Annotated in this window: 24 protein-coding genes and 1 riboswitch; of the genes, 4 read left to right on the forward strand and 20 right to left on the reverse strand. The window is 31.6% G+C overall.

Annotated elements, in window-relative coordinates; translation table 11 throughout:
• The first annotated feature begins 4 nt into the window (after positions 1-4).
• On the forward strand, positions 5-448 hold the full coding sequence (locus ABD715_RS06420; RefSeq protein ID WP_344787295.1) for a GNAT family N-acetyltransferase: 444 nt from the start codon (positions 5-7) through the stop codon (positions 446-448).
• Position 449: 1 nt separating this feature from the next.
• On the opposite strand, the gene ABD715_RS06425 is transcribed toward ABD715_RS06420, so the two are convergent.
• The 17 genes from ABD715_RS06425 to ABD715_RS06505 all read right to left on the reverse strand — a co-directional run bounded on the left by ABD715_RS06425 (position 450) and on the right by ABD715_RS06505 (position 17,935).
• Positions 450-2,060 carry a T9SS type B sorting domain-containing protein gene (locus tag ABD715_RS06425; protein ID WP_344787296.1) on the reverse strand — a complete coding sequence of 537 codons (1,611 nt, stop codon included), beginning with the start codon at positions 2,058-2,060 and terminating at the stop codon, positions 450-452.
• A gap of 41 nt (positions 2,061-2,101) precedes the next feature.
• Positions 2,102-2,965, reverse strand: a complete 864-nt coding sequence (locus ABD715_RS06430) for an OmpA family protein (RefSeq protein WP_344787298.1) — start codon at positions 2,963-2,965, stop codon at positions 2,102-2,104.
• 46 nt (positions 2,966-3,011) lie between these two features.
• Entirely contained in the window at positions 3,012-4,646 is a 1,635-nt protein-coding gene (locus ABD715_RS06435; protein WP_344787299.1) for a S41 family peptidase, read from the reverse strand.
• 45 nt (positions 4,647-4,691) lie between these two features.
• Positions 4,692-5,069 carry a ribonuclease P protein component gene (rnpA, locus tag ABD715_RS06440; protein ID WP_344787300.1) on the reverse strand — a complete coding sequence of 126 codons (378 nt, stop codon included), beginning with the start codon at positions 5,067-5,069 and terminating at the stop codon, positions 4,692-4,694.
• Positions 5,070-5,157: 88 nt separating this feature from the next.
• On the reverse strand, positions 5,158-6,057 hold the full coding sequence (locus ABD715_RS06445) for a hypothetical protein (RefSeq protein ID WP_344787302.1): 900 nt from the start codon (positions 6,055-6,057) through the stop codon (positions 5,158-5,160).
• 111 nt (positions 6,058-6,168) lie between these two features.
• On the reverse strand, positions 6,169-7,278 hold the full coding sequence (thiH, locus tag ABD715_RS06450; protein ID WP_344787303.1) for a 2-iminoacetate synthase ThiH: 1,110 nt from the start codon (positions 7,276-7,278) through the stop codon (positions 6,169-6,171).
• Positions 7,279-7,300: 22 nt separating this feature from the next.
• Positions 7,301-8,071, reverse strand: a complete 771-nt coding sequence (locus ABD715_RS06455; protein ID WP_344787304.1) for a thiazole synthase — start codon at positions 8,069-8,071, stop codon at positions 7,301-7,303.
• 9 nt (positions 8,072-8,080) lie between these two features.
• Positions 8,081-8,731, reverse strand: a complete 651-nt coding sequence (gene thiE, locus ABD715_RS06460; protein WP_344787305.1) for a thiamine phosphate synthase — start codon at positions 8,729-8,731, stop codon at positions 8,081-8,083.
• 39 nt (positions 8,732-8,770) lie between these two features.
• Entirely contained in the window at positions 8,771-9,523 is a 753-nt protein-coding gene (locus ABD715_RS06465) for a hydroxymethylpyrimidine/phosphomethylpyrimidine kinase (RefSeq protein WP_344787306.1), read from the reverse strand.
• Positions 9,516-10,103 carry a thiamine phosphate synthase gene (locus tag ABD715_RS06470; RefSeq protein WP_344787307.1) on the reverse strand — a complete coding sequence of 196 codons (588 nt, stop codon included), beginning with the start codon at positions 10,101-10,103 and terminating at the stop codon, positions 9,516-9,518. The genes ABD715_RS06465 and ABD715_RS06470 overlap by 8 nt, the downstream gene beginning before the upstream one ends.
• 91 nt (positions 10,104-10,194) lie before the next feature.
• Entirely contained in the window at positions 10,195-12,057 is a 1,863-nt protein-coding gene (thiC, locus tag ABD715_RS06475; protein WP_344787308.1) for a phosphomethylpyrimidine synthase ThiC, read from the reverse strand.
• A 96-nt stretch (positions 12,058-12,153) separates the two neighbouring features.
• Entirely contained in the window at positions 12,154-12,357 is a 204-nt protein-coding gene (thiS, locus tag ABD715_RS06480; protein ID WP_344787309.1) for a sulfur carrier protein ThiS, read from the reverse strand.
• Positions 12,358-12,464: 107 nt separating this feature from the next.
• A riboswitch (TPP riboswitch) is annotated at positions 12,465-12,559 on the reverse strand.
• 26 nt (positions 12,560-12,585) lie between these two features.
• On the reverse strand, positions 12,586-13,143 hold the full coding sequence (locus ABD715_RS06485; protein ID WP_344787311.1) for a DUF2867 domain-containing protein: 558 nt from the start codon (positions 13,141-13,143) through the stop codon (positions 12,586-12,588).
• Positions 13,144-13,204: 61 nt separating this feature from the next.
• Entirely contained in the window at positions 13,205-13,552 is a 348-nt protein-coding gene (locus ABD715_RS06490; protein WP_344787312.1) for a VOC family protein, read from the reverse strand.
• Between the two features lie 3 nt (positions 13,553-13,555).
• Entirely contained in the window at positions 13,556-15,397 is a 1,842-nt protein-coding gene (locus tag ABD715_RS06495; protein ID WP_344787313.1) for a M1 family metallopeptidase, read from the reverse strand.
• 41 nt (positions 15,398-15,438) lie between these two features.
• Positions 15,439-17,046 carry a S8 family peptidase gene (locus tag ABD715_RS06500; RefSeq protein WP_344787314.1) on the reverse strand — a complete coding sequence of 536 codons (1,608 nt, stop codon included), beginning with the start codon at positions 17,044-17,046 and terminating at the stop codon, positions 15,439-15,441.
• 28 nt (positions 17,047-17,074) lie between these two features.
• Entirely contained in the window at positions 17,075-17,935 is an 861-nt protein-coding gene (locus ABD715_RS06505; protein WP_344787315.1) for an MBL fold metallo-hydrolase, read from the reverse strand.
• A 138-nt stretch (positions 17,936-18,073) separates the two neighbouring features.
• On the opposite strand from ABD715_RS06505, the gene ABD715_RS06510 reads away from it, so the two are divergent.
• From ABD715_RS06510 to ABD715_RS06520, 3 genes are all read left to right on the forward strand, one after another.
• The gene (locus ABD715_RS06510) at positions 18,074-18,439 is read left to right on the forward strand and encodes a hypothetical protein (RefSeq protein WP_344787316.1); all 366 of its coding nucleotides are present in this window, start codon (positions 18,074-18,076) and stop codon (positions 18,437-18,439) included.
• A gap of 273 nt (positions 18,440-18,712) precedes the next feature.
• The gene (locus ABD715_RS06515) at positions 18,713-21,058 is read left to right on the forward strand and encodes a TonB-dependent receptor (RefSeq protein ID WP_344787317.1); all 2,346 of its coding nucleotides are present in this window, start codon (positions 18,713-18,715) and stop codon (positions 21,056-21,058) included.
• A 146-nt stretch (positions 21,059-21,204) separates the two neighbouring features.
• Positions 21,205-22,440, forward strand: a complete 1,236-nt coding sequence (locus ABD715_RS06520; protein WP_344787318.1) for a PepSY-associated TM helix domain-containing protein — start codon at positions 21,205-21,207, stop codon at positions 22,438-22,440.
• Between the two features lie 522 nt (positions 22,441-22,962).
• Here ABD715_RS06520 and ABD715_RS06525 read toward each other — a convergent pair.
• From ABD715_RS06525 to ABD715_RS06535, 3 genes are all read right to left on the reverse strand, one after another.
• Complete coding sequence (locus tag ABD715_RS06525; protein WP_344787319.1) at positions 22,963-23,598, reverse strand: imm11 family protein; 636 nt, start codon at positions 23,596-23,598, stop codon at positions 22,963-22,965.
• A 103-nt stretch (positions 23,599-23,701) separates the two neighbouring features.
• On the reverse strand, positions 23,702-25,906 hold the full coding sequence (locus tag ABD715_RS06530; RefSeq protein WP_344787320.1) for a SulP family inorganic anion transporter: 2,205 nt from the start codon (positions 25,904-25,906) through the stop codon (positions 23,702-23,704).
• A complete protein-coding gene (locus ABD715_RS06535) occupies positions 25,903-26,751 on the reverse strand; it encodes a universal stress protein (RefSeq protein ID WP_344787321.1) in 849 nt (282 codons plus the stop codon). Before ABD715_RS06535 ends, ABD715_RS06530 begins: the two co-directional genes overlap by 4 nt.
• Between the last annotated feature and the right edge of the window lie 26 nt (positions 26,752-26,777).

A 26,777-nucleotide genomic window follows, 5' to 3' on the forward strand; every position in this document is an offset into this window, starting at 1 on the left:
AAAAATGTTAGAAATAAAAGTAAAAACGTTTAAAGAGCTAAGCACTTTAGAATTGTATTACTTATTACAATTACGAAGCGAAGTTTTTGTTGTAGAGCAAGATTGTATATACCAAGATATTGATGGTAAAGACAAAAATGCATTACATATTATTGGTTTTAAAAACGAAAAAATTGTGGCTTATACACGAATTTTTAAACCAGGCGATTATTTCGAACTTTCTAGTATTGGTAGGGTAGTAGTGGCTAAAAATGAACGCCAGCATAAATACGGATACGATATTATGAACGCCTCTATAAATGCTGTTAAAAATTATTTTAATACAACCGATATTAAAATATCTGCACAACAACATTTAGAAAAATTTTATAATAATTTAGGGTTTAAAAAAGTAGGCGAGTGGTATTTAGAAGATAATATTCCGCATATTGCTATGCTTAAAAAATAACTTAGCGTTTTAAAGTAAAATGCCCATTTAAAGTTTCTCCTGTATTAAATGTTAATAAGTACCAATAATCGTCACTAGGCATTAATTGTCCTTTGTATGTACCGTTCCATCCATTAGAATTTGGAGATAGGTATTTTAGAAGTTTACCATATCTATCAAAAATAGAAATAGATTGTACTGTATTAGTTGTATCAAATACTTTCCAATAATCATGGTTTCCATCATTATTTGGTGTAAAATATTTAGGAATAAAATAAGGATCTTGAGTTATTAACACATTAAAATTAGACTCGTTACTTTCGCAAGCTGTTGTATTAAATATGTAAATGGTTTGCGAAGTAGATATTTTATCTCCAGCATTTAAAAGTAAACCATTACCGTTTGATGCTGTAAAATAATTACCGTTAATAAGTGTTGGTAATGTGTAGCTAATACCCGTAAAATCGCTTAAAACATCAACTTCTGGAATACGAGTGCCAAAATTATTGCACGCCTCTTGTGTTGCAACATAATTGGTAGTTGCATCTTTATTGGTCCAATTGGTATTACTATAAGCTACGTCGTCTACAAAAATACAAGTTAAATTGGGGTTATTTGTAGTACTAAAATTTGTGAAAAGAGTAGGGTTTCCATTTTTAGAATTTATACTACATAAAGCATTAAAAGTACTACTAAATCGCTCTAAAACAGGGTTGTTACTAATATCTAAAGTAGTTATATTATTTATATCGCATGCCAACTCTACTAATCTTGTATTACTAGATGTATTTAATAATTTTAATGCATTTCTTGACGCCCTAATTATTTCTAATTTACTATTGTTACTAACATCTATTTCTGTTATTTGATTGTCTGCAAATGTTAAATCTTCTAAATCTATGTTTTGCGTAACATCCAATGTTGTTAAGTTATTTCTAGTACACCAAAACCATTTTAATTTGGTGTTATTAGAAATATCTACATCTGCTATTTGATTGTCTCCACAAGAAAATCGTGTTAATTTTAAATTATTAGACGTATTAATTGTGGTTAATTGATTGAAGTCGCAAGTCAATCTATCTAAATCAATATTTTTTGAAACATCTAATGTTGATAACCCATTATTTTGACAACTTAATACATTTAAACTTGTATTTTTAGTAACATCTAACTGGTTTATAGGGTTGTCTCTGCAAACTAACGATATCAGGTTTATATTTTTGGTAACATCTAGACTTGTTAATTGGTTACCTTCGCACCAAAAAATATCTAAAGCTATATTTTTAGTAACATCAATTGTTGATAATTGATTAAACCTACAAAATAATTGTGTTAGTTTGGTACAAGTAGTTACATTTAAACTTGTTAAGTTGTTATTATCGCAAGTTAAAATGTTTAAATTTATAAAATCTTCAATACCTGTTAAATCAGATATGTTTTTATCAGTAATATTTAAATTTGTTATACCTAGAACTGTTGTGGTAGAAATATAATTGTCTAATGGTGGCGTATCAAAACCTAAATCTATTAGTGCTTGTTCAAAATTATCATCTGGAATGTAGGTGTTCTGAGACCAACTAATACATGGTATTAATAAGAGAAAAACGATAGTTAAAATACTGTTTTTTAGCAAGCTAAATTAGTTTTATTACTTACAAACATAAGATTTGTAAATTAATTATCTACATAAGTTATAACAATCTCTACACGTCTATCTTTAGCTGGTTCGCCTCCTAACGGAAATTTTCTGCGCATACCTAAGTAACGCATTCGTTTTTTACTTACACCTTTTTTGGCAAAATAATCGTAAATATATTTTGCTCTAGCTTCAGATAAATTACGTTTTTTAGTTTTTCTATCTATGGCGTCTCTACTAAATTGTGTACAACAAACATGGCCTTGTATGGTAAAATAAATATCGTCGCGTTCTACAAGAGATTTTGCTATCTCTGCTAGTGTTTTTACAGATCCAGGAACAATTTTACTATAACCTGTTTTAAATAAAATATTTTCGAAAACTATATTTTCTCCAACTTTAATATCGTTAGTTTTAATACGTTCTGCTACAGTTAGTGGTTTTATTATACTGTCTTTTACAACTTTTACCTCTACCGGTTTAATTGGTTCTGGAGTTTTTTCTTTAACAATAATTTCAACCTTTCTATTAAGTCCGCGAATTTTTAAAACATTGTCTTCATTTACAATTTTTAAAAGTATTTCGCCTTTGCCATCAACATTGGTTATTAAATCTTCGCTAATTTCATTATTAGAAAAAATAGTTTTTATTGTATTTGCACGATTTTGAGACAGTTTTAAGTTGTAAGTATCTGCGCCTACATCGTCACAAAAACCGTAAATAGAAATACTTTCTATATTAATATCTGTTAAAGTCGATATAAAAAGAAGTAACCTATTTTCTTCGGTACTAGGCACTGTAAATTTATCGCTATTAAAATAGACATCGTGGGTAAATTCTTTTTGAGAATATACCACGTTATAATTAAGTGCTAAAAATATAAATACAACTAATTTATTCATGTTAGGGACTTAGAATATCTTGTTAAAGATAGTGTTTTCTATACTTTTACTTTAAATAACTTAAATATGTGCTGTTATTTTTAAGAATTTCTGAAGCTTTTTTTATCTCTGGATTATGAATTTTATAGTAATCGTATAAACCTTCTCTATACACATATCTTTTTACTATTTCTTCTGTTAATAATTCTAATAAATAACTTTTATTTTCGTCTATAGCTAAATTTTTAGAGCGTTTTAAGTTAGATATTAGTGTATTGTAATCTTTAGTTATATTATCGCTTAAACCTTCTAATTTAGATACTTCGTAAGCTTTTAAAAGGGTTTTTTCTGTTTTTGTTTCGTAAGAGAATTTATTGGTATTTAAAAAGTTTTTAAAATCAGAAAAATCGGTATTAGAGAGTTTTAAACTATTAATATCTTTTATATCATTTTGATAATAATACTTTGTAGCATAATTAAAAATTAAATTGCTAGTAACAACAGCTTTTAATATTTCAGGGTTTTTATTAGCACCTAAATTTACATCAGGAAAAACACCTCCACCATCAAAAACTTGGCGTCCGTTTTTGGTTTTAAATTCGTTATAATTTTCTTGAGCTGTGCGTACTGCTTCACCTTTTTCGTTTCTGTTCCAATAATCTAAAGCTTGTATGCAACGTCCAGAAGGTGTGTAGTAACGCGAAATAGTAATTTTAACTTGTGTACCATAAGTTAAAATTTTTGGACGTTGTACTAAACCTTTTCCAAAGCTACGAGAACCAACAATAACAGCACGATCTAGATCTTGTAAAGCACCAGAAACAATTTCGCTGGCAGATGCGCTTCCGCCATCAATTAAAACAACCAAAGGTATTTCTGTATCTATAGGTTCTCTGCTTGTTAAATAAGTTTTATTGTATTTTTTTATTTTAGATTTTGTGGTAACTACCAATTGGCCTTTTGGTACAAATAGATTTACAATATTAATAGCTTCGTTAAGTAATCCGCCAGGATTTCCTCTTAAATCTAAAATAATACGTTCTGCTCCTTGAGCTTTTAAATCTCTTAAAGCATAATTAGTTTCTGCTGATGCTTTTCGGTTAAATTTCTTTAAAACAATATAACCAGTTTTGTCGTCTACTAAAGAAAAATGAGGTACTGCTTTAATTTCTACTTCTGCTCTTTTTATTGTAACGGTTTGTGTTTTTCCTTGACGAATAAAAGTAACTTCTACTGTAGATTCTGGAGCGCCTTTTAATAAATCGCCAGAATCATCTTTATGATCTGCTACAAGAGTATTTCCAACCTTAATAATTTCGTCTCCAGCTTTTAAACCTGCTTTATCTGCAGGATAATCTTTATAAGGTTCTACAATTAAAAGTTTGTCTTTAAAGGTTCTTACACGTGCACCAATACCTGTGTAATCGCCAGTATTGTTAATTCTGGCAGCTTCTACATCTTGCTCGTTCATAAAGCGTGTGTAGGGATCTAAGTCTTCTAACATGCTTTTTATAGCGGTGTCCATTAAATCACCAGGGTTGGTATCGTCTACATAATTCATGTTGATTTCTTTAAATAGCGTTGTAAATATTTCTATTTGTTTTGCAATTTCAAAGAAATCATTTTTAAAAGCTGTTCCTGTGAAAAAAATGGTACATGCTAAAACTGTGATTAGTATCTTTTTTTTAAGTATGTTTTTCATTTTCTATGATGATTATTCTTAAAGATAGATTTTTAAAAGGTCATTTTATTTTTCTAAAACTTTGTTTAAAAACTTATCAAACAGTTGTTTCATTTTTAATTCAATTTGAGTAAATGTTGGTTTGTCTTTACCAATGTACAAAATCATAAACGTGTGTTGCGTTGTTAAATTGTTAAAATAATCGGCTTTATTTAATCGGTATATTTCTCTTAATAAGCGTTTTATTCTATTTCTATCTACTGCAGTTTTAAAATTACGCTTACTTACAGATACACCAGTTTTAGCTATAACATCTTCATTAAAAGATGTTGGCATATAAACCAATCGCAAAGGATATGCCGAAACCGACTTACCTTCTGTAAATAATTGATCTATGAGTTTTTTACTTTTAAGCTTTTCTTTTTTGTTATAAGTATATTTCAAGTGCGTTATTTAAGATATCAAAGGTAATAAAATAAAAAAACCACTTAGAAATTAAGTGGTTTTAGAGTAATAATATTTTAGTGTGTTTTTACTTTATAAGTTCTGCTCCTTCTGGCATATCAAAATACGAGTTTTCTATCTCTGGTTTAAAGGAAACATTATCAACTGTAATTGTTGTTATATGTTCTCCTGCAGTTTCGTTTTTAGTGGTCCAATGTGTATGGTAAGCTGTTGCTAAATCAATTCCGTTTATGGTTTTATAACCTTGTATTTCCATAAATTTTTCTGGAGCATGGTTTCCATCTTTAAAATAAGATGGGTAAGACACAATGTAACGTATAACTGCTAACTTATTATTGTCTTTACCAAAATAAAGAATGTAATAATCGTCTGGAGCATCGCCTGTACCTGCACTAAAAGTTACTTTAACAGCATTATATACTACATTTTTATGCGATTTATCTTCTAATTTTTCTAAAATAACACCTTCGCCATCAAGAACAAAAGGTTGCGCTAAAAAGTAATATGGTGTTAAGTTCCAAAATGTCATATCGAAAGCAAAAGCGGTAGAATCTTGTAGTTTTTTCCAAGATTTTTCTCCGGTCCAACCAAATTCATCTTTTATATTAGTAACACTATGGTGGCGTGCTTTGTTACTCCAAGTATCTATAATTTGGTTTGTATTACGACGTGTTTTACCGTCTAAAGGCACATAATCAAAATGAAATGCAATAGGGCCATTGCTAAACCATTTTTTTAATCCGCCTTGAGCTTCCATACCATTCCAAACAATTTTACCAGCTTCGGTACTTTGTAAACGTTGTTTGGCTTTTGCTACACGATCATTTACCCAAGATTCTGGTTTGAGTGCTAAATTTTTATTTACAAGTTTTGTTGTAACAACTTCTTTTTTTAGCTCTGTATTTTTTTTACAACTAGTTGTGGCTATTGCTGTTATTATAGTTAATAATAAAAGTGCTTTTTTCATAATTTTAAAACTTCAAATTTTTTTGCGAAGAAACTATATAATAAATAGATTTATGTGAAAATAGTCTTAAATAATAATGAATACTTACATGCTTTTTTTAACTTTTATATTTTATTGCCAATTATTAGCCCAATCTTTCCAAACTACTTCATAACCTTGGTTTTCAATCATTTCTTTAATAGCGTTTGTATCACGTTCATCCGAAATTTCAAACTGTTCTAATGTTTCTGGAGCCACTGCATAACCACCAGGGTTTGTTTTAGATTCTGCACTAATAGATGTAATACCTAGTTTAATAATATGGTTTCTAAACGTTTCACTTTCTCGGGTAGACATAGAAAGCTCGACATCTTCATCTAGTAAGCGGTAAGCGCAAATAAGTTGCACCAAATCAGAATCTGTCATTTCAACCTTTGGTTGCACTTCGCCTTGGTGTGGTCGTAGCCTAGGGAATGATATGGAGTACTTTGTTTTCCAATACGTTTTTTGCAAATATTTTAAATGTAAAGCAGTATAAAAACTATCTACTCGCCAATCTTCCAAACCAAATAAAGCACCAAGACCTATTTTGTGTATACCAGCTTTTCCTAAACGATCTGGAGTGTCTAAACGATAATCGAAATTAGATTTTTTTCCTTTAGGGTGATGTGTTTTATAAGTGGCCTTATGGTATGTTTCTTGGTATACTAAAACGGCATATAAACCGGCCTCAATAAGTTGTTCGTATTCATCTTGATCTAATGGTTGCACTTCAATACTAATATTAGAAAAATGTTCGCGAATTAAATTTATAGCATGTTTTATATACGAGACACCAACTGTTTTATTGGCTTCGCCTGTTACTAATAAAATATGGTCGTAACCTTTGGTTTTTAAAAAGGCAACTTCTTTTAAAATTTCATCATCTTTTAAAGTTCTTCTAGGAATTTTATTAGTCATACTAAACCCACAATAGGTACAAATGTTTTGGCACTCGTTAGACAAATACATGGGTACATACATTTGTATGGTATTACCAAAGCGTTTTTTTGTTAGGTTATGGCTGCGTTGCGCCATTTCTTCAAGAAAAGGCTTTGCTACAGGAGAAATTAGGGCTTTAAAATCTTCTAAATCTATCTTTTCTTTATCAAGAACTTGCCTAACATCTTTAGCTGTAAAAGCATAAATCTCTTTTTCTAAAGTATCCCAATTGTATGTGTTAAATGTATTTTTAAAAGACATGTTTTTTTGTGTATCGCAGTTTCTAGTTTAAAAATGAGGTTAACGGACTACTAGCTTCTGCATGTTTTTTAACCGATGCTAATTTGGCATTAAACGCCATCCTGCCTGCCTCTACTGCCATTTTAAAAGCTACTGCCATTTGTGTTGGGTTTTTAGATACTGCAATGGCTGTGTTTACCAAAACTGCATCTGCTCCTAACTCCATAGCATAAGCTGCATGCGACGGACTACCAATACCTGCATCTACAATTACAGGAACATTACTTTGTTCTATAATAATTTCTAAAAAATCTAATGTTTTTATACCTTTATTAGTACCTATTGGCGCACCTAAAGGCATAACGCATTGCGTACCTACATCTTCAAGTCTTTTGCATAAAACAGGATCTGCGTGTATGTATGGCATCACAACAAAACCTAATTTTACCAATTCCTCGGCAGCTTTTAGTGTTTCTATAGGGTCTGGTAATAAATATTTAGGATCTGGATGAATTTCTAATTTTATCCAGTTTGTTTCTAAAGCTTCTCTTGCTAATTGTGCTGCAAAAACAGCTTCTTTAGCATCTCTAACACCCGATGTATTTGGAAGCAAATTTACTTTAGGACGCATAATACTTTGCAACATTTTATCTTGACTATTATCTACATCTACACGTTTTAATGCTACCGTAATTAATTCACTTTCTGAGGCTTTTAAAGCTTCAGACATTAAATTATTTGAGCTAAACTTTCCTGTTCCTGTAAATAGTCTTGAGTTAAATTCTTTATCTGCTATTTTTAATAAATCATTCATAATAAAATTCTATTTTTTATCAAATGTATGGCGTTGTTCTAGTGTTGAAGAGGCGTTTAACAACTGGTTAAATTTTCGTATTTTATTAAAATCTTGAGTAATAGCTCCAGAAACTGCAATACCAGAAATTCCGGTTTCAAGCACTTCGGTAACATCTTCTAGAGTTATACCTCCAATACCAATTATTGGTATTTTTGTATGTAATGCTTCAACGATTGCAGTATAACCATCAAGTCCTAAAATTGGACTTAAATTATCTTTAGTTGTAGTAAACCTAAAAGGTCCTAAACCTATATAATCGACGTTTTTGTCAATTAAAATTTCACAATCTTCTAGTGTGTTTGCTGTACCACCAATTATTTGCCAAGTGTATAAATGTTTTCTAGCTATAGTTGGGCAAGTATCGGTTTTACCTAAATGCACACCATCGGCTTTTATTTCTTTGGCTATTTTATAATAGTCGTTAATAATTAATCTGGTTTGAAAATGAGAGGTAATATCTCTCGCTTCTTTAGCTAATTTTAAAATCTTTTTTTCTGAAACGTTTTTTAAACGCAATTGTACTAATTCGGCTCCAGAGGTACATGCTTTTTGAATGTTTTCTAGATGTTCTTTAGGAGTTTCACCTTGCGATATATAATGTAGTTTTGGTATAATCATGGTTATTTGAATATGAGAATTTTAGTAATTAAAACTGTTTTAGTAATTATGAACTCCTAACAAAGATTTATTACTATTTAAAAACCTTTCGGTATAATATTTAGAGTGTTTTGAAGCATCCTCTAAGCTTTGCTCTAATAAAATATTACTTGCTAAAGCAGAAGATAAAACGCAACCGCTACCGTGTTTTTCCAAAATTTTTTCGGCTATTGGCGGTATGTTTATCATTACAATTTTATTGTAGTACAGTACATCCCATCCTTTTTTATCGATTCTATGTCCGCCTTTTAAATAGATGTTTGTTTTTTCTGAAATATGTTCAATAGTTGTTTCAATATTTTTTTCTGGATATAGCTGTTGAATTTCATCATAATTTGGCGTGATTAAAAAACATTGTTCCCAAATATTGTCTAATAACTCTTGACTTTCGGTTGAATGAAAATCAAAACCAGCACTTGCTTTTATAATAGGATCTAGAACAATTTTTACTTCGGAATTTAAAGCGTGTAATTTATTGATTACGATTGATAATACATCCCAAGATTGAATGATGCCAATCTTAACCACTGAAATTTCAAAACGGTCAAACAGGGTTTCAATTTGCGCTAGAATCACTTCTACATCAGTCCAAATACATGCTTTAAAATCAATATCATTCTGAACGGTTATTGCGCTACAAACGGACAAACCATACAAACCATGTGCCTCAAAAGTTTTAATATCTGAAGTTAAACCAGCGCCTCCCGAAGGATCGTGGCCAGCTATAGTTAATATGTATTTGTTGTTATTCAAAATAACGCTTCATTATTTTAAACTCCTTTAAAGGCTCGCTACTATTCCATATGCCTCCTAAAACACCAACACCTTTAAAACCTAGTTTATTAAATTCTACAAGGTTTTCAGTGGTAACTCCGCCCATACCAACAATCCTTTTATCGATGTGATTTACATCAAAACCGCGACCTTTATAACCTTGTTTTGAGATAGACGAAAACACCGGACTTAACAGATGATAATCGAATTCAAAATAACAGGTTTCTAAATCTTCAGGTTCGTGAAAGGAAGAACTTATGGATTTACCAAACATGTTTAAATTTTTAAAGTACTGCCCAGGATTATCGATGTTATCCCTTCTTTTTTGCTCCTGAAAGTGAATGCCTTTTAAATTGAAATCGTTAATCAATTCATGAAAATAATGCACCACAATTCTATTATGATATTTTTTATCTATTTGATTTAAATAAGCGCAATGTTCTTCGTAATTTTTATTTGGTTTCCTTAAATGATAGTATTGCAAACCTTCTTGAAATAACTGATGTAGTATTTCAATTTCGTTTGGAACGTCTTTTTCTGGTGCTATTAGTATTATCATAAACAATTAACAATTAACAATTAACAATGAACGATTATCAATGTGCTTTTAACAATAAATTGCTAATTGCACATTGTTAACTGATAATTAATTAAAGATAAACCTCTGAACCTTTTTCTTTAAATTCTTTCGATTTTTCTTCCATTCCTTTTTGTAAGACTTCGTTATCATCCGAAATTTTATTTTCTGCAGCAAAGTCTCTAACTTCTTGAGAAATTTTCATAGAACAAAATTTTGGTCCGCACATAGAACAGAAATGTGCAATTTTAGCACCTGCAGCTGGTAATGTCTCATCATGATACTCACGAGCACGTTCTGGGTCTAAACCTAAGTTAAATTGATCTTCCCAACGGAACTCAAAACGCGCCATACTTAAAGCATTATCTCTGTGCTGAGAGCCTGGGTGCCCTTTAGCTAAATCGGCAGCATGTGCAGCTAATTTATAGGTAACAACACCTACACGTACATCTTCTTTATTAGGCAATCCTAAATGTTCTTTTGGCGTTACGTAACATAACATGGCGCAACCGTACCAACCAATCATGGCAGCACCAATACCAGAAGTAATGTGGTCGTAACCAGGAGCAATATCAGTAGTTAAAGGTCCTAAGGTGTAAAAAGGCGCTTCGTCACAAACTTCGATTTGCTTTTCCATGTTTTCCTTAATCATGTGCATTGGCACGTGACCTGGTCCTTCTATAAAGCATTGCACTTCGTGCTTACGAGCAATTTGAGTTAATTCTCCTAAAGTTTCTAATTCTGCAAATTGCGCCTCGTCATTAGCATCGGCAACCGAACCTGGACGTAAACCATCTCCTAAAGAAAAGGCAACATCGTAAGATTTTAAAATTTCACAAATCTCCTCAAAATGCGTGTACAAGAAACTTTCTTTGTGGTGCGCTAAACACCATTTTGCCATAATAGAACCACCACGAGATACAATACCTGTTACACGTTTTGCTGTCATGGGTACATAACGTAATAATACTCCAGCGTGAATAGTAAAGTAATCTACACCCTGTTCTGCTTGTTCTATTAAGGTATCACGGAAAATTTCCCAAGTTAAATCTTCGGCAACGCCATTTACTTTTTCTAAGGCTTGATAAATTGGTACGGTACCAACTGGTACTGGCGAGTTACGAACAATCCACTCGCGCGTTTCGTGAATGTTTTGCCCTGTGGATAAATCCATAATATTATCTGCTCCCCAACGACAAGCCCATACTGCTTTTTCTACTTCTTCTTCTATTGATGATGTCGTGGCAGAATTACCAATATTTGCGTTTATTTTTACTAAGAAGTTTCTACCTAAAATCATAGGTTCTGCTTCTGGGTGGTTAATGTTAGAAGGTATTACAGCACGACCACGAGCTACTTCTTCGCGTACAAACTCTGGAGTAATTTTAGCTGGAATTGATGCTCCAAAATGTTCTCCTGGGTGTTGCTTTCTAATTTCGGTCATTTCATCTATTCGCTGGTTTTCACGAATAGCAATATACTCCATCTCTGGAGTAATAATGCCTTTTTTTGCGTAGTGTAACTGTGTTACGTTTTGTCCTTTTTTGGCACGTTTAGGTTTGTGTTTTAAGTCGAAACGCATATGATCCAAACTTTTATCGTTTAAACGCTCATTACAATATTTAGAGGTAAAAGCATCTAATTCTTCTACATCACCACGATCTAAAATCCACTGCTCTCTAATTCTTTCAATACCATTATGTACATTGATTTCTTTGTTAGGATCTGTATAGGGCCCGGAAGTATCGTAAACAGTAACTGGTTCGTTTGGCGTTTTCTTTTTCGTCATAGAATCAACCGTATCACTCAGTTCAATTTCACGCATGGCCACCTTAATTTGTGGGTGTATTTTACCTTGTACGTAAATCTTTTTAGAGTTAGGAAATGGTTTTCTTGTAATTTGTCCTTCTTTTGGTGCAGTGTCTTTACTTTTCATGTTTTTCGCTTCTAGCTATTGGCCATAGGCTTTTAGCAGTTAATATTTTTTTTGAACATTTTGCTAAAGGCTAATAGCCAAAAGCTAATGGCTATTTTATCCGCCTTGAGTGGCTTGAATTATTAAAACTTGATCTTGATTTGATAATAAATGTTTTTCCCAATTTGCATTTGGAATAATATCGTCTTTAATGGCAACCGCAATACCTTGTAATGGAGAATTTAAAGATTGCAACAATTGCAAAATATTGGTATTTGGTTTTAGCGATACCTCTTTTTGGTTTACGTAAATAGTTATCATATACAGTATTTATTAAAATGCTGTAAACAATAGAGAAAAAAAAATTTGAAAAGTTATAGGCCTTTAACGTAGCGTATAATATAGAAATGCTGTAAACACATATTGCAATGTGCTTTTCAACTTTTCCCTTCGACGGTACTAACCGCATCAGGTTCAAAGGGTTTTTCTCAGTCCGATTTAACGAACACCCCTAAAGTTTACACTGTAAAGGTATTAAAAAAATAAATATTAGTTAGATAATTCTGTGTTTTCGTTATTCAAGCTATTCACAACACCTTTTAACATTTTTGGAACAATTAGTTTATGAAAAGGCTTTACGGGTAAAAAATAAAGTTTACCAAACCAATTATTATATTTAACTACGGTAGTAATAGTAAGTTTTTTATTTTGAGTTTGGGCATTTTCTTTAAGTAGCGATATTCTAAAATTTAAATGTTTATCGTCTTCGCCCAAAATAACTTCGTTTTCTGTTTTAGAATACACATTAAATAGCCCCAAAGAGCTACCAGGTTCGTATGTAAAGTTTTCTAGTTGTTGTTGTCTGTCTTTATTTTTTTCTGATATTTTTAAACCAAAGATAGAAACGATTCTATTTCTTAATTCGAAAAGTTTTTCGCTCCATTTTGGCGCCGAAGCAAAAAAAGCTTTGCCTATTTGCGTAGAAGAAATATTGCTATTTTTATCTAAATAGTAGGTTTGATAACTATCTGAATAATCGTAAATCGTATTATTATTTAACAATACAGATGTTGTTGGAATATTAACTTTAGTGATATTAGTTTTCATATCGAAATCGTTAAGTCAAGTAAAGATACTAATTGACTTTAGATGATATGTTACTGTAGTATTATTTATTAGACCAAACAGCTAATTCGTTACCAGAAGGGTCTAAAAATTGAAATCTGCGTCCGCCAGGAAAAGAGAAAATATCTATAGAAATTATTCCGTTGGCAGCTATTATTTTATTTTTTATTGTATCAAGGTTTTCATGATATAAAACAATAAGAACCCCATTTACAATGGGGTTTTCTGTTTTTTCAAAACCACCTTCTATACCGCTTTCCGCGAAAGCGATATAAGTTGGTCCGTAATCTGTAAACACCCAATTAAAACAAGAGGAGTAAAACCGTTTAATGTCTTCAAGGTTTTTAGCTTTAAACTCGACGTAGTTTATATGGTTGTTTGATGTATTCAAAAATTATTTTTTATTGTTCGATTTATCAATATCGGCCATCATTTCTGTTGGGTCTATTTGAACAGATTTCACAGTTTTAGAAACATCAAAACTGTAAGTAGGATAAGCCCAAGCCCAATCTTTTATAATGGTTGCCGATGTTGGTTTTTCGCCACGCATCATTTGTAACGGAATATAAAAATCTTCGCTTGTACCATCTGTATAAGTAACTTTTAAATCTATTGGCATAGGCATTAAACCTATGCGTTCTAGAGTAATAGTTTTATTTTTAATCGATTTTATACCGTAATCTATAGTGTTTGTAGTTTGCGTAAAGTCTATTAAATACCAATCTAGCTCTAAACCTGTTATCTTTTCGGCAGAGCGAATTATATCTATAGGCCTAGGGTGTTTAAAAGCAAAATCGTCAAAATACTTTTTAATGGTTTTTTTTAGATTTTCTTCGCCAATAACATAACCTAATTGTGCCATAAATACCTCACCTTTACTATATGCCGATATACTATATACTTGATTATAATGATAACGATCTGCATGAGTTGTAAGCGGTTGTTGTTTGTCAGAATTAGCTAAATAAAGGTAATTTTTATAAGCATTTGCTGTCGGATTTTTTTCGCTTTCTTTAAAAACAGTATTCATTGCATGATCACTTATATAGCTTGTAAAACCTTCGTCCATCCATTCGTGTTTAGCTTCGTTGGTAGCTAACAAAAACTGAAACCATGTATGTGCCATTTCGTGAGCAGTAACACCAACTAAGCTACCATAAGAGCGTTTTCCTGTAATTAGAGTACACATGGCATATTCCATACCGCCATCTCCACCTTGAATAACAGAGTATTGTTTGTATGGGTATTTACCAATGTTGTCGCTATAATATTGGATTAATTCGGCAGCTTTTGGCTGCATTTTTTTCCAATCTCTTAAATAATCGGCCTCTAACGTTTTTTTGTATAGAAAATGTAATTTAGGACCATTTTGCATTTGGTAGGTATCGTGAATATAATCAGGATCTGCAGCCCAAGTAAAATCGTGTACATTAGGTGCTTTAAAATGCCATGTAAGCTTATCAGAATTTGGCCTGTTTACCACGCCAGTTTCGTAACCATAACCAATTTCGTTTGGGTTTTGAAGGTAGCCAGAGCCACCAACAATATAATTTTTATCGATCGATAATTTTACATCAAAATCTCCCCAAACACCATGAAATTCGCGACCAATGTATGGGTCTGCATGCCAACCTTCAAAATCATATTCGGCTAGTTTTGGATACCATTGCGTCATAGAAAGTGCAACACCTTCTGCACTGTTTCTTCCAGATCGACGAATTTGAGTAGGTACCTGTGCATCAAAAAGCATATTAAAAATTACTTTTTCTCCTGGTTGAATAGGCTTTGCTAACTCAACTTCTAGTATGGTACCAACTGTTTCGTAATTAAGCTTGGTACCATTTTGTTTAAGAGAATTAACTTTAATATATCCTATTTCGTTAGGTTTAAGCTTACTAATTCTATCGCCAACACGTTTGTCTGGATCTGCAATGGTACGCGAGCGTACATCCATTTCGCTACCAGGTTGGAAAGCGTTAAAGTATAAGTGATAGTATACTTTTGTTAATACATCTGGTGAGTTGTTAGTGTATGCTAATTCTTGTTTTCCTTTGTATTGATAGGTATTTACATCCATATCAATTTCCATTTTATAATCTACATGTTGTTGCCAATATGTAGTTTTTTTAGTTGATGGATTTTCTGGTGTATTTGTAGCAGAAGCTAAAACAGCTTTATTACCATTACAAGACCACAATAACGAAATACAAAAAATAGAAATTAAAAAACGATTCATATTACTAAAAATTTGAATTATTTAAATAAAAAAACTCGCTTTTATTTTGATGTTTTTGATGCTATTATTAAAGCATTGTATGCATTAACTATTTTACCAGACTTAACAATATCTTTAAAAGGTTGTACATTATTAGTGTCTCCACCAACAACAACTTTAGCAGGAACAGCTAATCCAGATTCCATAATAATTTGCTTTACTTGTGCTGCTTTTAAATGTGGGTAGTATGATCTAATTAAAGCTGCAACACCAGCAACTCCAGGAGCAGCCATTGATGTTCCTCCTTTGGTTTGGTATTCGTTTTCTGGTGTTGTAGAGTATATTTTTGCTCCTGGTGCAAAAACATCTACATTATTTTTACCATAGTTAGAAAACCCAGCTAATAAACCAGAACCGTATTTTGGAGCTAAAGCACCAACTCTTATGTATGTATCTGATATTTCTTGCCCGTTAACATTATCGTCTGGAAAATTTGGTTCTACATCAACATTTTTACTATCGTTACCAGCAGCATGAACAAAAACAACATCGTTTTTAGAGGCGTAAGTAATAGCATCTCTTACCCAGTCGCTATGCGGAGAAAAGCTTTTACCAAAACTTCCGTTTATAATAGAGGCACCATTATCTACAGCGTAACGAATTGCTAATGCTACATCTTTATCGTACTCGTCACCGTTAGGTACAGCTCTAATACTCATAATTTGTACATTATTTGCAACGCCATTTACACCTTTACCATTGTTGCGTTCTGCAGCAATAATTCCAGCTACGTGTGTACCGTGACTTTCACTTTTCTTAACTGGCTTTACATTACCATTACCGTAAAACTTAGTAGACATATCGTCAGGGTTATCTCCTGTTACACGACCATTAAAAGTAGTGTTTAGGTTATAGTTTAAACGATCTGTAATACTCTCTAATGCGTTAGATAATTCTTTTTTAAACTCTGCAGCCGATTCCATATCTACGCTATACACATATTTTATAATAGAAACATACTGTTGTATGGTTTGGTCTTCAGTTTTTATTGCATTTACATCTGCTTTAGTATAATTGGTTTTGTTTAAAAATTTAGCAATACCATCATCTGCAGCTGTTACTTGTTGTAATGTTTGCTCGTAGTTAGTTTTATAACCTGTATATTTTTTATAATCTTGGTCGTATTGAGCTTTAGCGCTAGCATAATCTGGGTTATTTGTGTCTTTACTTGCAAGAATGCGTACATACTCTAATTGCTCGTTATAACCATCACCTAAAAAATTCCAACCATGTACATCGTCAATGTATCCGTTTTTGTCATCATCTATACCGTTGTTAGGTTTTTCGCCTTTGTTGGTCCAAATAACATCGTCTAAATCTTCATGGTCTATATCTATACCAGAATCTATAACCGCAACAATTACCGTTTTTCCTTTTTTATTTTTAATAATTTCAGAGTAGGCTTTATCTACACCCATACCTGGAATGGTATCGTTAGCCAAATCTAAATGTCCCCAATTGTGTTTTTCGGCTTCAGTTAATTCTGAAACTTTTAAAGGTGTATTGTCTATGTTTTCTATAGGAGTAGATAAAATATCTCCTGTGCTACCACAACTAGAAAGTAAAAGTGCTGTAACAGCAGTAAATGTTAAAGATTTGAATGTGCTCATTTTATATATTTGAATTAGTCTTTGTTATTTAATAGAATATGTCTTGAGAGGTGTGTATGTTTTTTAAACGAACCCCTTTTTCTGTTTGTTTTACTGTAATAATTTCGTTGTGAGCATCGTGCTCTAAAAATAAATAGAAATTATTTTTGGCTGCTAGGTTTAAAAAACTTTCTTTTTCGTTTAAGGTTAGCAGTGGTCTTGTATCGTAACCCATAACATAGGGAAGTGGAAGATGACCAACGGTTGGTAATAAATCGGCCATAAAACAAATGGTTTTTCCTTTATAATTTATCATGGGAATCATTTGCTTATCGGTATGTCCGTTTGCAAAAAAGATATCGAAACCTAGTTCCGAATTTTTTAAAATATCATTGTCTGGTAGCGTTGTAAATTTTAACTGTCCGCTTTCTTCTATCGGAATTATGTTTTCTTTTAAAAACGATGCTTTTTCTCTGTTATTTGGTTGTGTAGCCCATTTCCAGTGGTCTATGTTACTCCAAAACTGAGCGTTTTTAAAAGCCGATTGATAACCTGTTTTATTACTGTTCCATTCAATAGCTCCACCAGAATGATCGAAATGAAGGTGTGTTAAAAATACATCAGTAATATCGTCTTTATGAAAACCATGTTGTTTTAACGAGTTGTTTAAAGTAAAATCGCCCCAAGGGTGGTAATAACCAAAAAACTTGCTAGATTGCTTATTGCCCATACCTGTATCAATTAATATTAACCTATTACCGTCTTCTATAAGTAAACAACGTGCAGTTAAATCGATCATATTATTAGCGTCTGCAGGGTTGGTTCGTTGCCAAAGCGATTTTGGTACAACGCCAAACATGGCACCACCATCTAATTTAAAATTACCTGCATTTATAGGAAATAAGTTCATATGGCTGTAAAATTAAAAAAAACGCAACGATTATAACGAATTGTTAAGAATTTATTAAGAATAAATTATAAGGTTATTCGTTCTTTTTTTAATGGTTTTTTAAATTAGCTTTGCAATCGCACAAATATTATTAATTAATTGAAGATTTATTTATCATATATGTTGTTTTTAGCATTGGCTATTAGGCCATTGTATAATGTAGGATATGTGGCTTATTATGAATTAAATATTGATTATATTATTGATACTTATTGTATTAATAAAGAAAAACCACAATTGCAATGTAATGGTAAATGCCATTTAATGAGCCAGTTGTCTACAAATACATCTTCAGATTCTTATTTAACAACATTATTTGAGGCCTTTGTTCCTGTTTACTTTCAAGAATATAGGCCCTTCATTTTTAATAAAAATAGTTTTGTTTCTACTTTAAATAACTGGAATTATTACAATACGTTTAATTCTATATACAGCGAAGTGCTAAACCCTCCTCCAAAAGTTTAATTCTATTTTTTTATTTTTAATTATTAAGTCTATTTGCTATTTAAATAGGGCTAATGTATACATTGTTAATAATAATTAATGTTACGCTGTGCCTCATTAAAGCAAATTTTAGGCTTAAATGTATTTACACTTAGTTAAAAATATTAGAATAACATACTACACTAAAGTCTCGGTAATTTATATCGAGAACAAAAACTAAACTTTTTAAAATTGCCTTAAAATTCGCTTTTAATAAAGTGGCTAATAGGTGCTACATATTATTTAATTAAAAAAATGAAACAGTTAATTACACTTACTATTTGCTTAGTAAGCTTATTTACATATGCTCAAAACACATATTCTGGACAAATTATTGATGAGAATAATCAACCATTACCAGGAGCAACTATTCAATCAAAATTAAACAAAAATAATGCTGTTATCTCTGACGGAAACGGAACATTTAAAATTACACTTAAAAAAGGAAATCATGTTATTGTAAAATTTATGGGTTTCGCAACCGTAGATCAAACACTATCAGTATCAAATAATAAAATAAAATTAATAGAAAGCGATGAGCTTTTAAACGAGGTTGTTATATCTGCAAGTAGAGAAAAACAACAACGTAAAGAGGTGCCAGCATCTATTTCTGTAATTTCTGCAAAAGAAATAGCAGATACAAAAGCCTTTGGTTTAGACCAATTGGTTAACGATGTGCCAGGTGTTAACATGAGTATGTCTAGAGCTGCAGGAAACGAGCAACATATGATGTCTGTGCGTTCGCCAATATCTACCAAATCTTTGTTTTTATATGTAGAAGATGGTTTACCAATTCGTCCAACTGCGGTATTTAATCATAATGCTTTATTAGAAATGAACGATGTCGCTTTTAATAGGGTTGAGGTTTTAAAAGGCCCAGCATCTAGTATTTACGGTAGCGAAGCCATTGGAGGTAGTTTTAATTTTTTAACCAAAAACCCAACAAGAGATTTTACAGGAGGTATTGGTTTTCAAATTAACGATATGGGATTAACTAAATACGATTTAGAAGTCTCTCAATATGCTGGAGAAAATGTTGGTTTTTATTTAGGTACACAATATGTGCAACGTAAAAATGGACCTGTTGAGCACAGTGATTACGAAAAATTTGCATTAACATTTAAAAATGTAAATCATTTATCGGCAACATCAAATTGGGTAAATGTATTCGATATTATAGAGTATAGATCGGACATGTCTGGGTCTTTAAGTGAATCTGATTATTCTAAGGGTAACTACGAAAGCGATCAAACATTTACAGAGCGCGAAGCGTTCTCGTTTCGCTTTAGATCTACTTTAGACAAACAATGGAATGTTAAAAATAAAACAGCTTTCAACTTTATTTTTAGAAAAAACAATATGGATCAAAACCCTTCGTATCGTGTTTCGCAAGGAAGAGATTGGACTACAAGAGAGTTAACAGGAACAGGAACAGGAGAGATTAATAGTAACGGATTTACAAGTTATGTGGGATTAATTCAGCATAAAATAGATTTTGATTTTGCAAATTCATCTTTAATTATTGGTGCTTCCGCAGATTTTTCTCCGCAAAGTTATCAAGCAGAAACGATATCGGTTATTGTAAATACAGAGACAGGACAAAACACTGGTTTTACTTTAAATGCAGGAGATTATATTATTAATTATGATGCAGATATTTTTAACTACGCAGGGTATTTTCAATACGAAATAAACCCTACAGAAAAATTAAAGCTTACAGCTGCATTGCGTTATGATGGTTTCGATTACGATTATAATAATTTAGTTGATGGTGTTGCGGGCCCAAAAGATTCTAAAAATAGTTATAATAATGTGTCACCTAAATTTGGTGCTAATTATAATGTGTCTCGTAATTTAGGGTTGTATGCTAATTATTCTAACGGATTTACACCTCCGCAAACATCGTCTTTATATAGAAATAGCTATGTTGGAGTTGGCGAAAATGTTTTCGATTTAAAACCTAGCAACTACCATAACTACGAAATTGGAACATACTTAACACTACACAAAAACTTTAAAATAGACGTTGCTGTTTACTTTTTAGATGGAAAAAACACCCTAGTAACTTTAAGAGACGAAGCCGATAATTTTTTTAGTGCTAACGCAGGAAAAACAAGATCTTACGGTATAGAATATGGTTTTAAATATACACTAACAAACGAATTAACAATATCGCACAACGGAAGCTTTGCTAAACACAGATATATCGATTTTTTTGATGGTGGCGTAGATTACTCTAAAACCGATAGACCAACAGCACCAAAGGTTTTAGGGAATTCAAAAATTATATACAAACCTGTTTATGTAAAAAATATGGTTTTAAGCCTAACACACGAGTTGGTTGGAAAATACAATACAAGTTTTGAAAACCAAGTAGATAATGGCGATGGTACTTTTGGTACAGCAACTTACAATGGGCATAATATTTTTAACTTTTTAGCATCGTATAGGTACCAAAATATAGAAATTTGGAGCCATGTTTTAAATATTTTTGACGATTTGTATTCGCCTAGAGTATCTTATAGTAAATGGAGTCGTGCTAACTCGTATAGTGTTGGTAACCCAAGAGCATTTCATTTTGGCATTAAATATCATTTTTAAGTAAAATAAGAAGCTGCCTTAAAATGTAAGTTTTGGGGGAGATATTAAGCTTTAGAATTATTTTTTACGCTATTAATTAATTTTAGTTTCAAAGTACTTAATATTATTAAAGGCTTACTGGCAGCTTCTTTTAAATATCATTTTTTATGAAAAACAGAAAACTAAACCAATGGCTTTGGAAATGGCATTTTATTGCTGGTCTTATTAGTATGCCATTTGTTATTTTATTAGCCATTACAGGAGGTATATATTTATTTAAAGATAAATACGATGCGCCAAAACAAGCACATATTAAAACAGTTAAAGTTGAAAAGGAAGCTATTTCTTATCAAAAACAATGGGAATTGGCAAAACCAGAGTTACATAAACCACCTTTTAGTATGGTTATACCAACCAAAGCTAATCAAGCTACTATTTTTTCTTCGGGTATGTTTAGCCATAAAAGTAGTGTGTATATAAATCCATATAAAGCTGAGGTGTCGGGTAAAATAAGTCCGAAAAACTCTAATATGCATACGGTTAGAAAACTACATGGCGAATTACTTTTGGGTAAGTTTGGTACAAAAATAATCGAGTTGGTTGCTAGCTGGATGTTTGTATTAATTATTACAGGTGTTTATGTGTTTTGGCCAAACAAAAAAGAAGGTGTAAAAGGCTTTTTTAAAATTAGATTTAACGCAGGAAAACGTACACTCTACAGAGATTTACACACCGTTTTTGGCTTTTGGATATCTGTATTGTTGTTAATAACTTTGGCTGGAGGCATGCCATGGACCGATGTTTTTGGTGCTAATTTTAAATGGTTACAAGACGCTACAAATACAGGTTTTCCTAAAACATGGAGCGCTAGAGGTATACAATCTAACATAAAAGGAGAAGCAATTACTCTAGACGAAATGGTTGTTTTAGCTAAGTCTATGCATTTAAAAGGCGAAGTTAGTATTGGTTTACCTAGTAACCCTAAAGGTGTTTACAGCATCTACAACACAACGTTTGATTTGGGAGCACAAAAGCGTTTTCATTTCGATCAGTATTCTGGTAAGCAACTTATAAGTCATAATTGGGAAGATGTTGGTGTTTTAATGCGTGGTCGTTTGTGGTTTATGGCTTTTCATCAAGGGCAATTTGGACTTTGGAACTGGTTTGTAATGCTATGTGTGGCCATTTTATTAGCTTTTGTAGCTATTGCTGGTTTGGTATCGTATTTAAAACGAAAAGAACCTAAAAAATGGAGTACACCAAAGGTGCCAAAATCGTTTAAAGCAAGTTATGGTATTGTAGCAATTATTATTGTTTTAGCTATAGTATTCCCTTTGTTTGGAGCAAGTGTAGTTATTATTGCAATTGTTGAGTTTTTAAGAGGTAGAAAGGCTGTTATTTAGTTTTAGAAAATGTTAAGCTTGCTTTATAGTTTATATAAGAGGCATTATACTATTAAATTTAGGTAGTGTCTCTTTTTTTTAATCCTAAATTCTATATAATAACTAAAGTATAAACTGAAGATTTTTAATTCGGTGAAAACTCTATAAAATTGTACCTTTCATTAAATTCATTTGCATAAATCTGTCTAATTTCTGCATCAAACATATTTATTTTTTCCTTATCAAGCAATACACTTGTTTGGTAAATTAGAATAGGTGAATTATTATCTTTTCTATAATCATAGAAAACTAAATTTCCTTTTTTAGTATCAGCTTCTTTGTATTATACTGATATAGATTAACTCTTTTTTAGTTAAAATTCTCGGTTCTTAAATCGTAAGTTCGGGTAAATTTTCATTATTTTTTCTATAGAATTTGTATTTGATATTTGGATTCAAATGTACTTCAGCAGGTTTTCTGAGATCTAGGCTAAAATGGGTTCTCAAATTGTTGGCAACAGGCTTTTGCGTACTGTTTTTCCATTCATTTCCATTTCCAACTACGCTCATATTTTTCAATTTCGAAAATATTAACTCCCACTAATTTAGATTTTAGTAATTTTTTTGCCAAATCATTCCTTATAATAATGATACTATCTAAAATTCTATTATTATTTTCTTTATTTGGAAATTGTCCCAAAAAAAATAAAGATGGATTGTCTGGGATTTTTTTTTCGTCAATTTTCAAAGGTGAAATTTGAGAAATGTTATATAACTTACTCCAATCATCATACTCTTTGCGATATGTAGAATTTTTGTAATCTAAACAATCAATTCCCACTAGTGGGTTAAACAGATAATAATTTTCATTAAAAGCTATTCCTTCTTTTTTTACCTGAGCACTAAAATATTCCCCAATTACTTTATGGCTTTCAAAGATGTTTCTTATGGTTTGAGAAATAAAAATTTTACCACCTACAGTCATAAACTGAACAGGCTTTCTTTCGGATTCTAAATTGGAATCAGGAATATTCTTTTGAACTTGTATATTAAGAGATTCTTCAAACTTATAATTCGTAGTTTTACCACTAAGAATTAAAGCGTTAAATACCGATAGACGCGTTTTCTCATCTGCAAATTCGTATAACGATTTGGAATCAACTAAAATTTTATAATTCATTATAGAAAAAGGATTAGTTTACAAGCTATGATTGACTTATTATTAAGCATCTTTTTTTATTTTTAAATCTTGTTCCATATTTCTTTTTGATTAATTGTCATTTTTAATCACTTCCTTTAATAGCAACTTTTAATCGTTTACCAAAATCAAATAAAGCTTTAATTTCTTTAACGCTAGCAAGTCGTTCTTTACCAAAAATAAGGAGAGATTCTCCGTTAGACTCTACATGATAATACGGGTTACATTCAAAGAAATTTGTAATATCGTTATTAAAAAACTTAGTAATTCCGGTTTCATTATCGCCTAAAAGATGAAAACGCTTAGAGAAATCGTTGTGATTCTTAATGTCAATATCTTTATTACCTGCAAGTGCCGAAACTTTTTCTAAAAAACCCTCTTTGTCTAATGTAAATTCCGGAATTGTTTTATTTAAATTAATATGTAGCATGGTACATCTCACCACTTCTTTTGCTATAAATTCACCTTCAGAAAATTCGATATCAAAAAGCTTCATTGCTTTATCTTTATGCGATAACTTGTTGTAAACATGATTAATATGTTTTGTTTTAAAAAACTGAAAATTATTTAAATGCGATACTTTTTTTACTTTTTTAGAGCTATAATTATATTGGTACTCTTTCGCCAAACTTTCTATACTAGTTTGACGTCTAGTAAGGTTGTTTTTTATAATTTTTGGCACAGGTAACATACGCCTTAAAGCAAACGGATGTTTAGAATCTGTATCGTGCATATCTAGCCCAATAACATCGAAATGGCCACCTCGTTTATCAAACAATTCTTGATAATTATTAATGTTTTCCATAACCGTATGATCTACAAATTGGCAAAGCGAAAAATCTACAATAACATCTTGGTCTTCTGGCACCGCATCCAATTGTTGTTTAAGCTTGTAGTAATTTAAAAAGCTACAAAAATGTTTTACACTGATATAAAAATTTTGCTGTTCTCCTGTTTCTTGATACATTAAAACATTAGGTTTTAACACGTTTCTTACAAAAAAGCTAAGACTTTTATTTATAACTACATGAATAATAAGGGTAGCCAAAACACCAGCAAGAATACCTATTATTAAGCCAATTTTTAAGGTAACAATAAGAGTTACAAAAAATATAATAAGTTGTTCTTTACCAATAAAAAATATTTTAGTTATTACTGTTGGCGCAGCTAGTTTATAACCTGTATATACTAAAATAGCCATTAAAGCTGGTAGTGGTATTCTTGTAAGTTGTGTGCTAAATAATACAATAAATAAAACCAAAAATACAGCGTGAAAAAAGTTAGAAGATCTGTTGCTGGCTCCGTTATTAACGTTTACAGAGCTACGCGCTATTACGGTTACCACATTTAAACCGCCTAATAAACTACTACCAATGGTTGCTAAACCTAGAGCTTTTAAGTCTCTATTTACGTTAGATCTTCTTTTTTCTGGGTCTAATTTATCTACAGCTTTAATACTTAAAAGCGATTCTATACTAGAAATAAGAGTTAGTGCTAAAACGCTTCCCCAAAACGAAAAACTCCAAATACCATTAAAGTTAGGTATTGGTATATCGTTAATAATAGTTTGAATAGAGGGTATGCCAGAAATCATATAATCTTTAGCAATAGGGTTGGGCTCGTGTAGCCACATTTCGAAATAATAGCTAAACCCAATAGATAGTAAAACAATCCACATTGGTGCAGGAATAAGCTGTAAATATTTATTTCTAATTTTAGAATAAAAGAGCATAATAGCTAAGCTAATAACACCAGCTAGAGATGCAAAAATTAAACCTTTATTACCGTAATGTACAGCATCGTTTATTGTAAAGGGTATTTCTAAAAGGTAATCTATAGTGTCTTCGCGTTTAATTTTATGCGCTAGCATTATATGAAACTGCTTACCAAGAATAATAAGTCCAATAGCAGCAAGCATACCTTGAATGGCAGACGAGGGAAAAAAATCGGCTAGTTTACCCATTTTAAAAAAGCCCAAAAGCATTAATAGCACTCCAGAAAAGAGTATAGCTATATAAGCATTTTGTAAACCTAAAGTTGTAATGGCAACAAGTAGCACGCCTACTAGTCCGTTACCCGGACCAGTAATAGTAACATGGCTTCCTCCTAAAATAGATACTGTAATACCGCCAACTACTGCAGCTATAATACCTGCTATTGGTGGAGCATCGCTGGCCATAGCTAAACCTAAGCCCAAGGGTAATGCTATAAGGCTTACTACAAAACCCGAAAATATATTTCTAGGTAAAGCGCTTAAAAAGTGTTTTATATTATTTTTTTTTGGACTCATTGTAAAATTAACACATCGGTTGGTAATTCGGTTAAAATATGCTCGATGTCGTGAGGAAATAAACGGTCCCAAAAAGTCATTTTTGTAGGCGCATTCATTATTAATAAATCGGCACGAGAAATTTGGGCATAATGGCCAATAGAATAGCCTTTTTTACCAAAAATAGGTTGCGATTTTACAACTATATTCTCGGTGTATTGTTTTGGTATATGTTCTATTATTTCTTTAATTCTTAGGTTTTCTCTTAGTTTTATACGCTCCTTCATTATGGTGGCTCTTCTAAGCGATTTATCATCTTCAACCTTAACAGCTAGTTCTTCTTTATTAATCTCTTCTACAATTGTAATTTTTTGAGATTTAAGTTTATGGCCTACATAAAAAGCCCTTTTAATGGTTTGTGCTGTTTTAGGGTCTTTTAAACCATTAACAACAATGTGTTGGCAAGCTACACGATTTACCGATGGTTTTATTAATAGCAAAACAGAGCATTTTGCTTGTCGTGTAATTTTTCTAGCAATAGAGCCAATGTAGTATTTTACAAAACGTTCGCGTTGTAGAGCACCAAGTATTAGTAAGTCTATTTTTTTTTCTTCGGAAGTGGATAGAATAACATTTACAGGGTCTCCTTTTTTAAATACAACCTCGTAATCTAAATTATCTTTTTCAAAACTTTTAAGAATAACACGAAGCATGTTTTTTTTATCTTCTGATGCTTCTCCAACATGAATTAAAAATAATTTAGCTTTAAAAAAAACAGCTAATCTAGCTGCTTCAAAGAGGTTTGCCTTTAAGTTAGGTGAATATGCCACACCTATACCAATACTTTTAAAAGTCTTTATAGACACTGATGTTATATTTTTTTACTAGAAGT

The sequence above is a fragment of the Postechiella marina genome, from assembly GCF_039538365.1.
Taxonomy (GTDB): domain Bacteria; phylum Bacteroidota; class Bacteroidia; order Flavobacteriales; family Flavobacteriaceae; genus Postechiella; species Postechiella marina.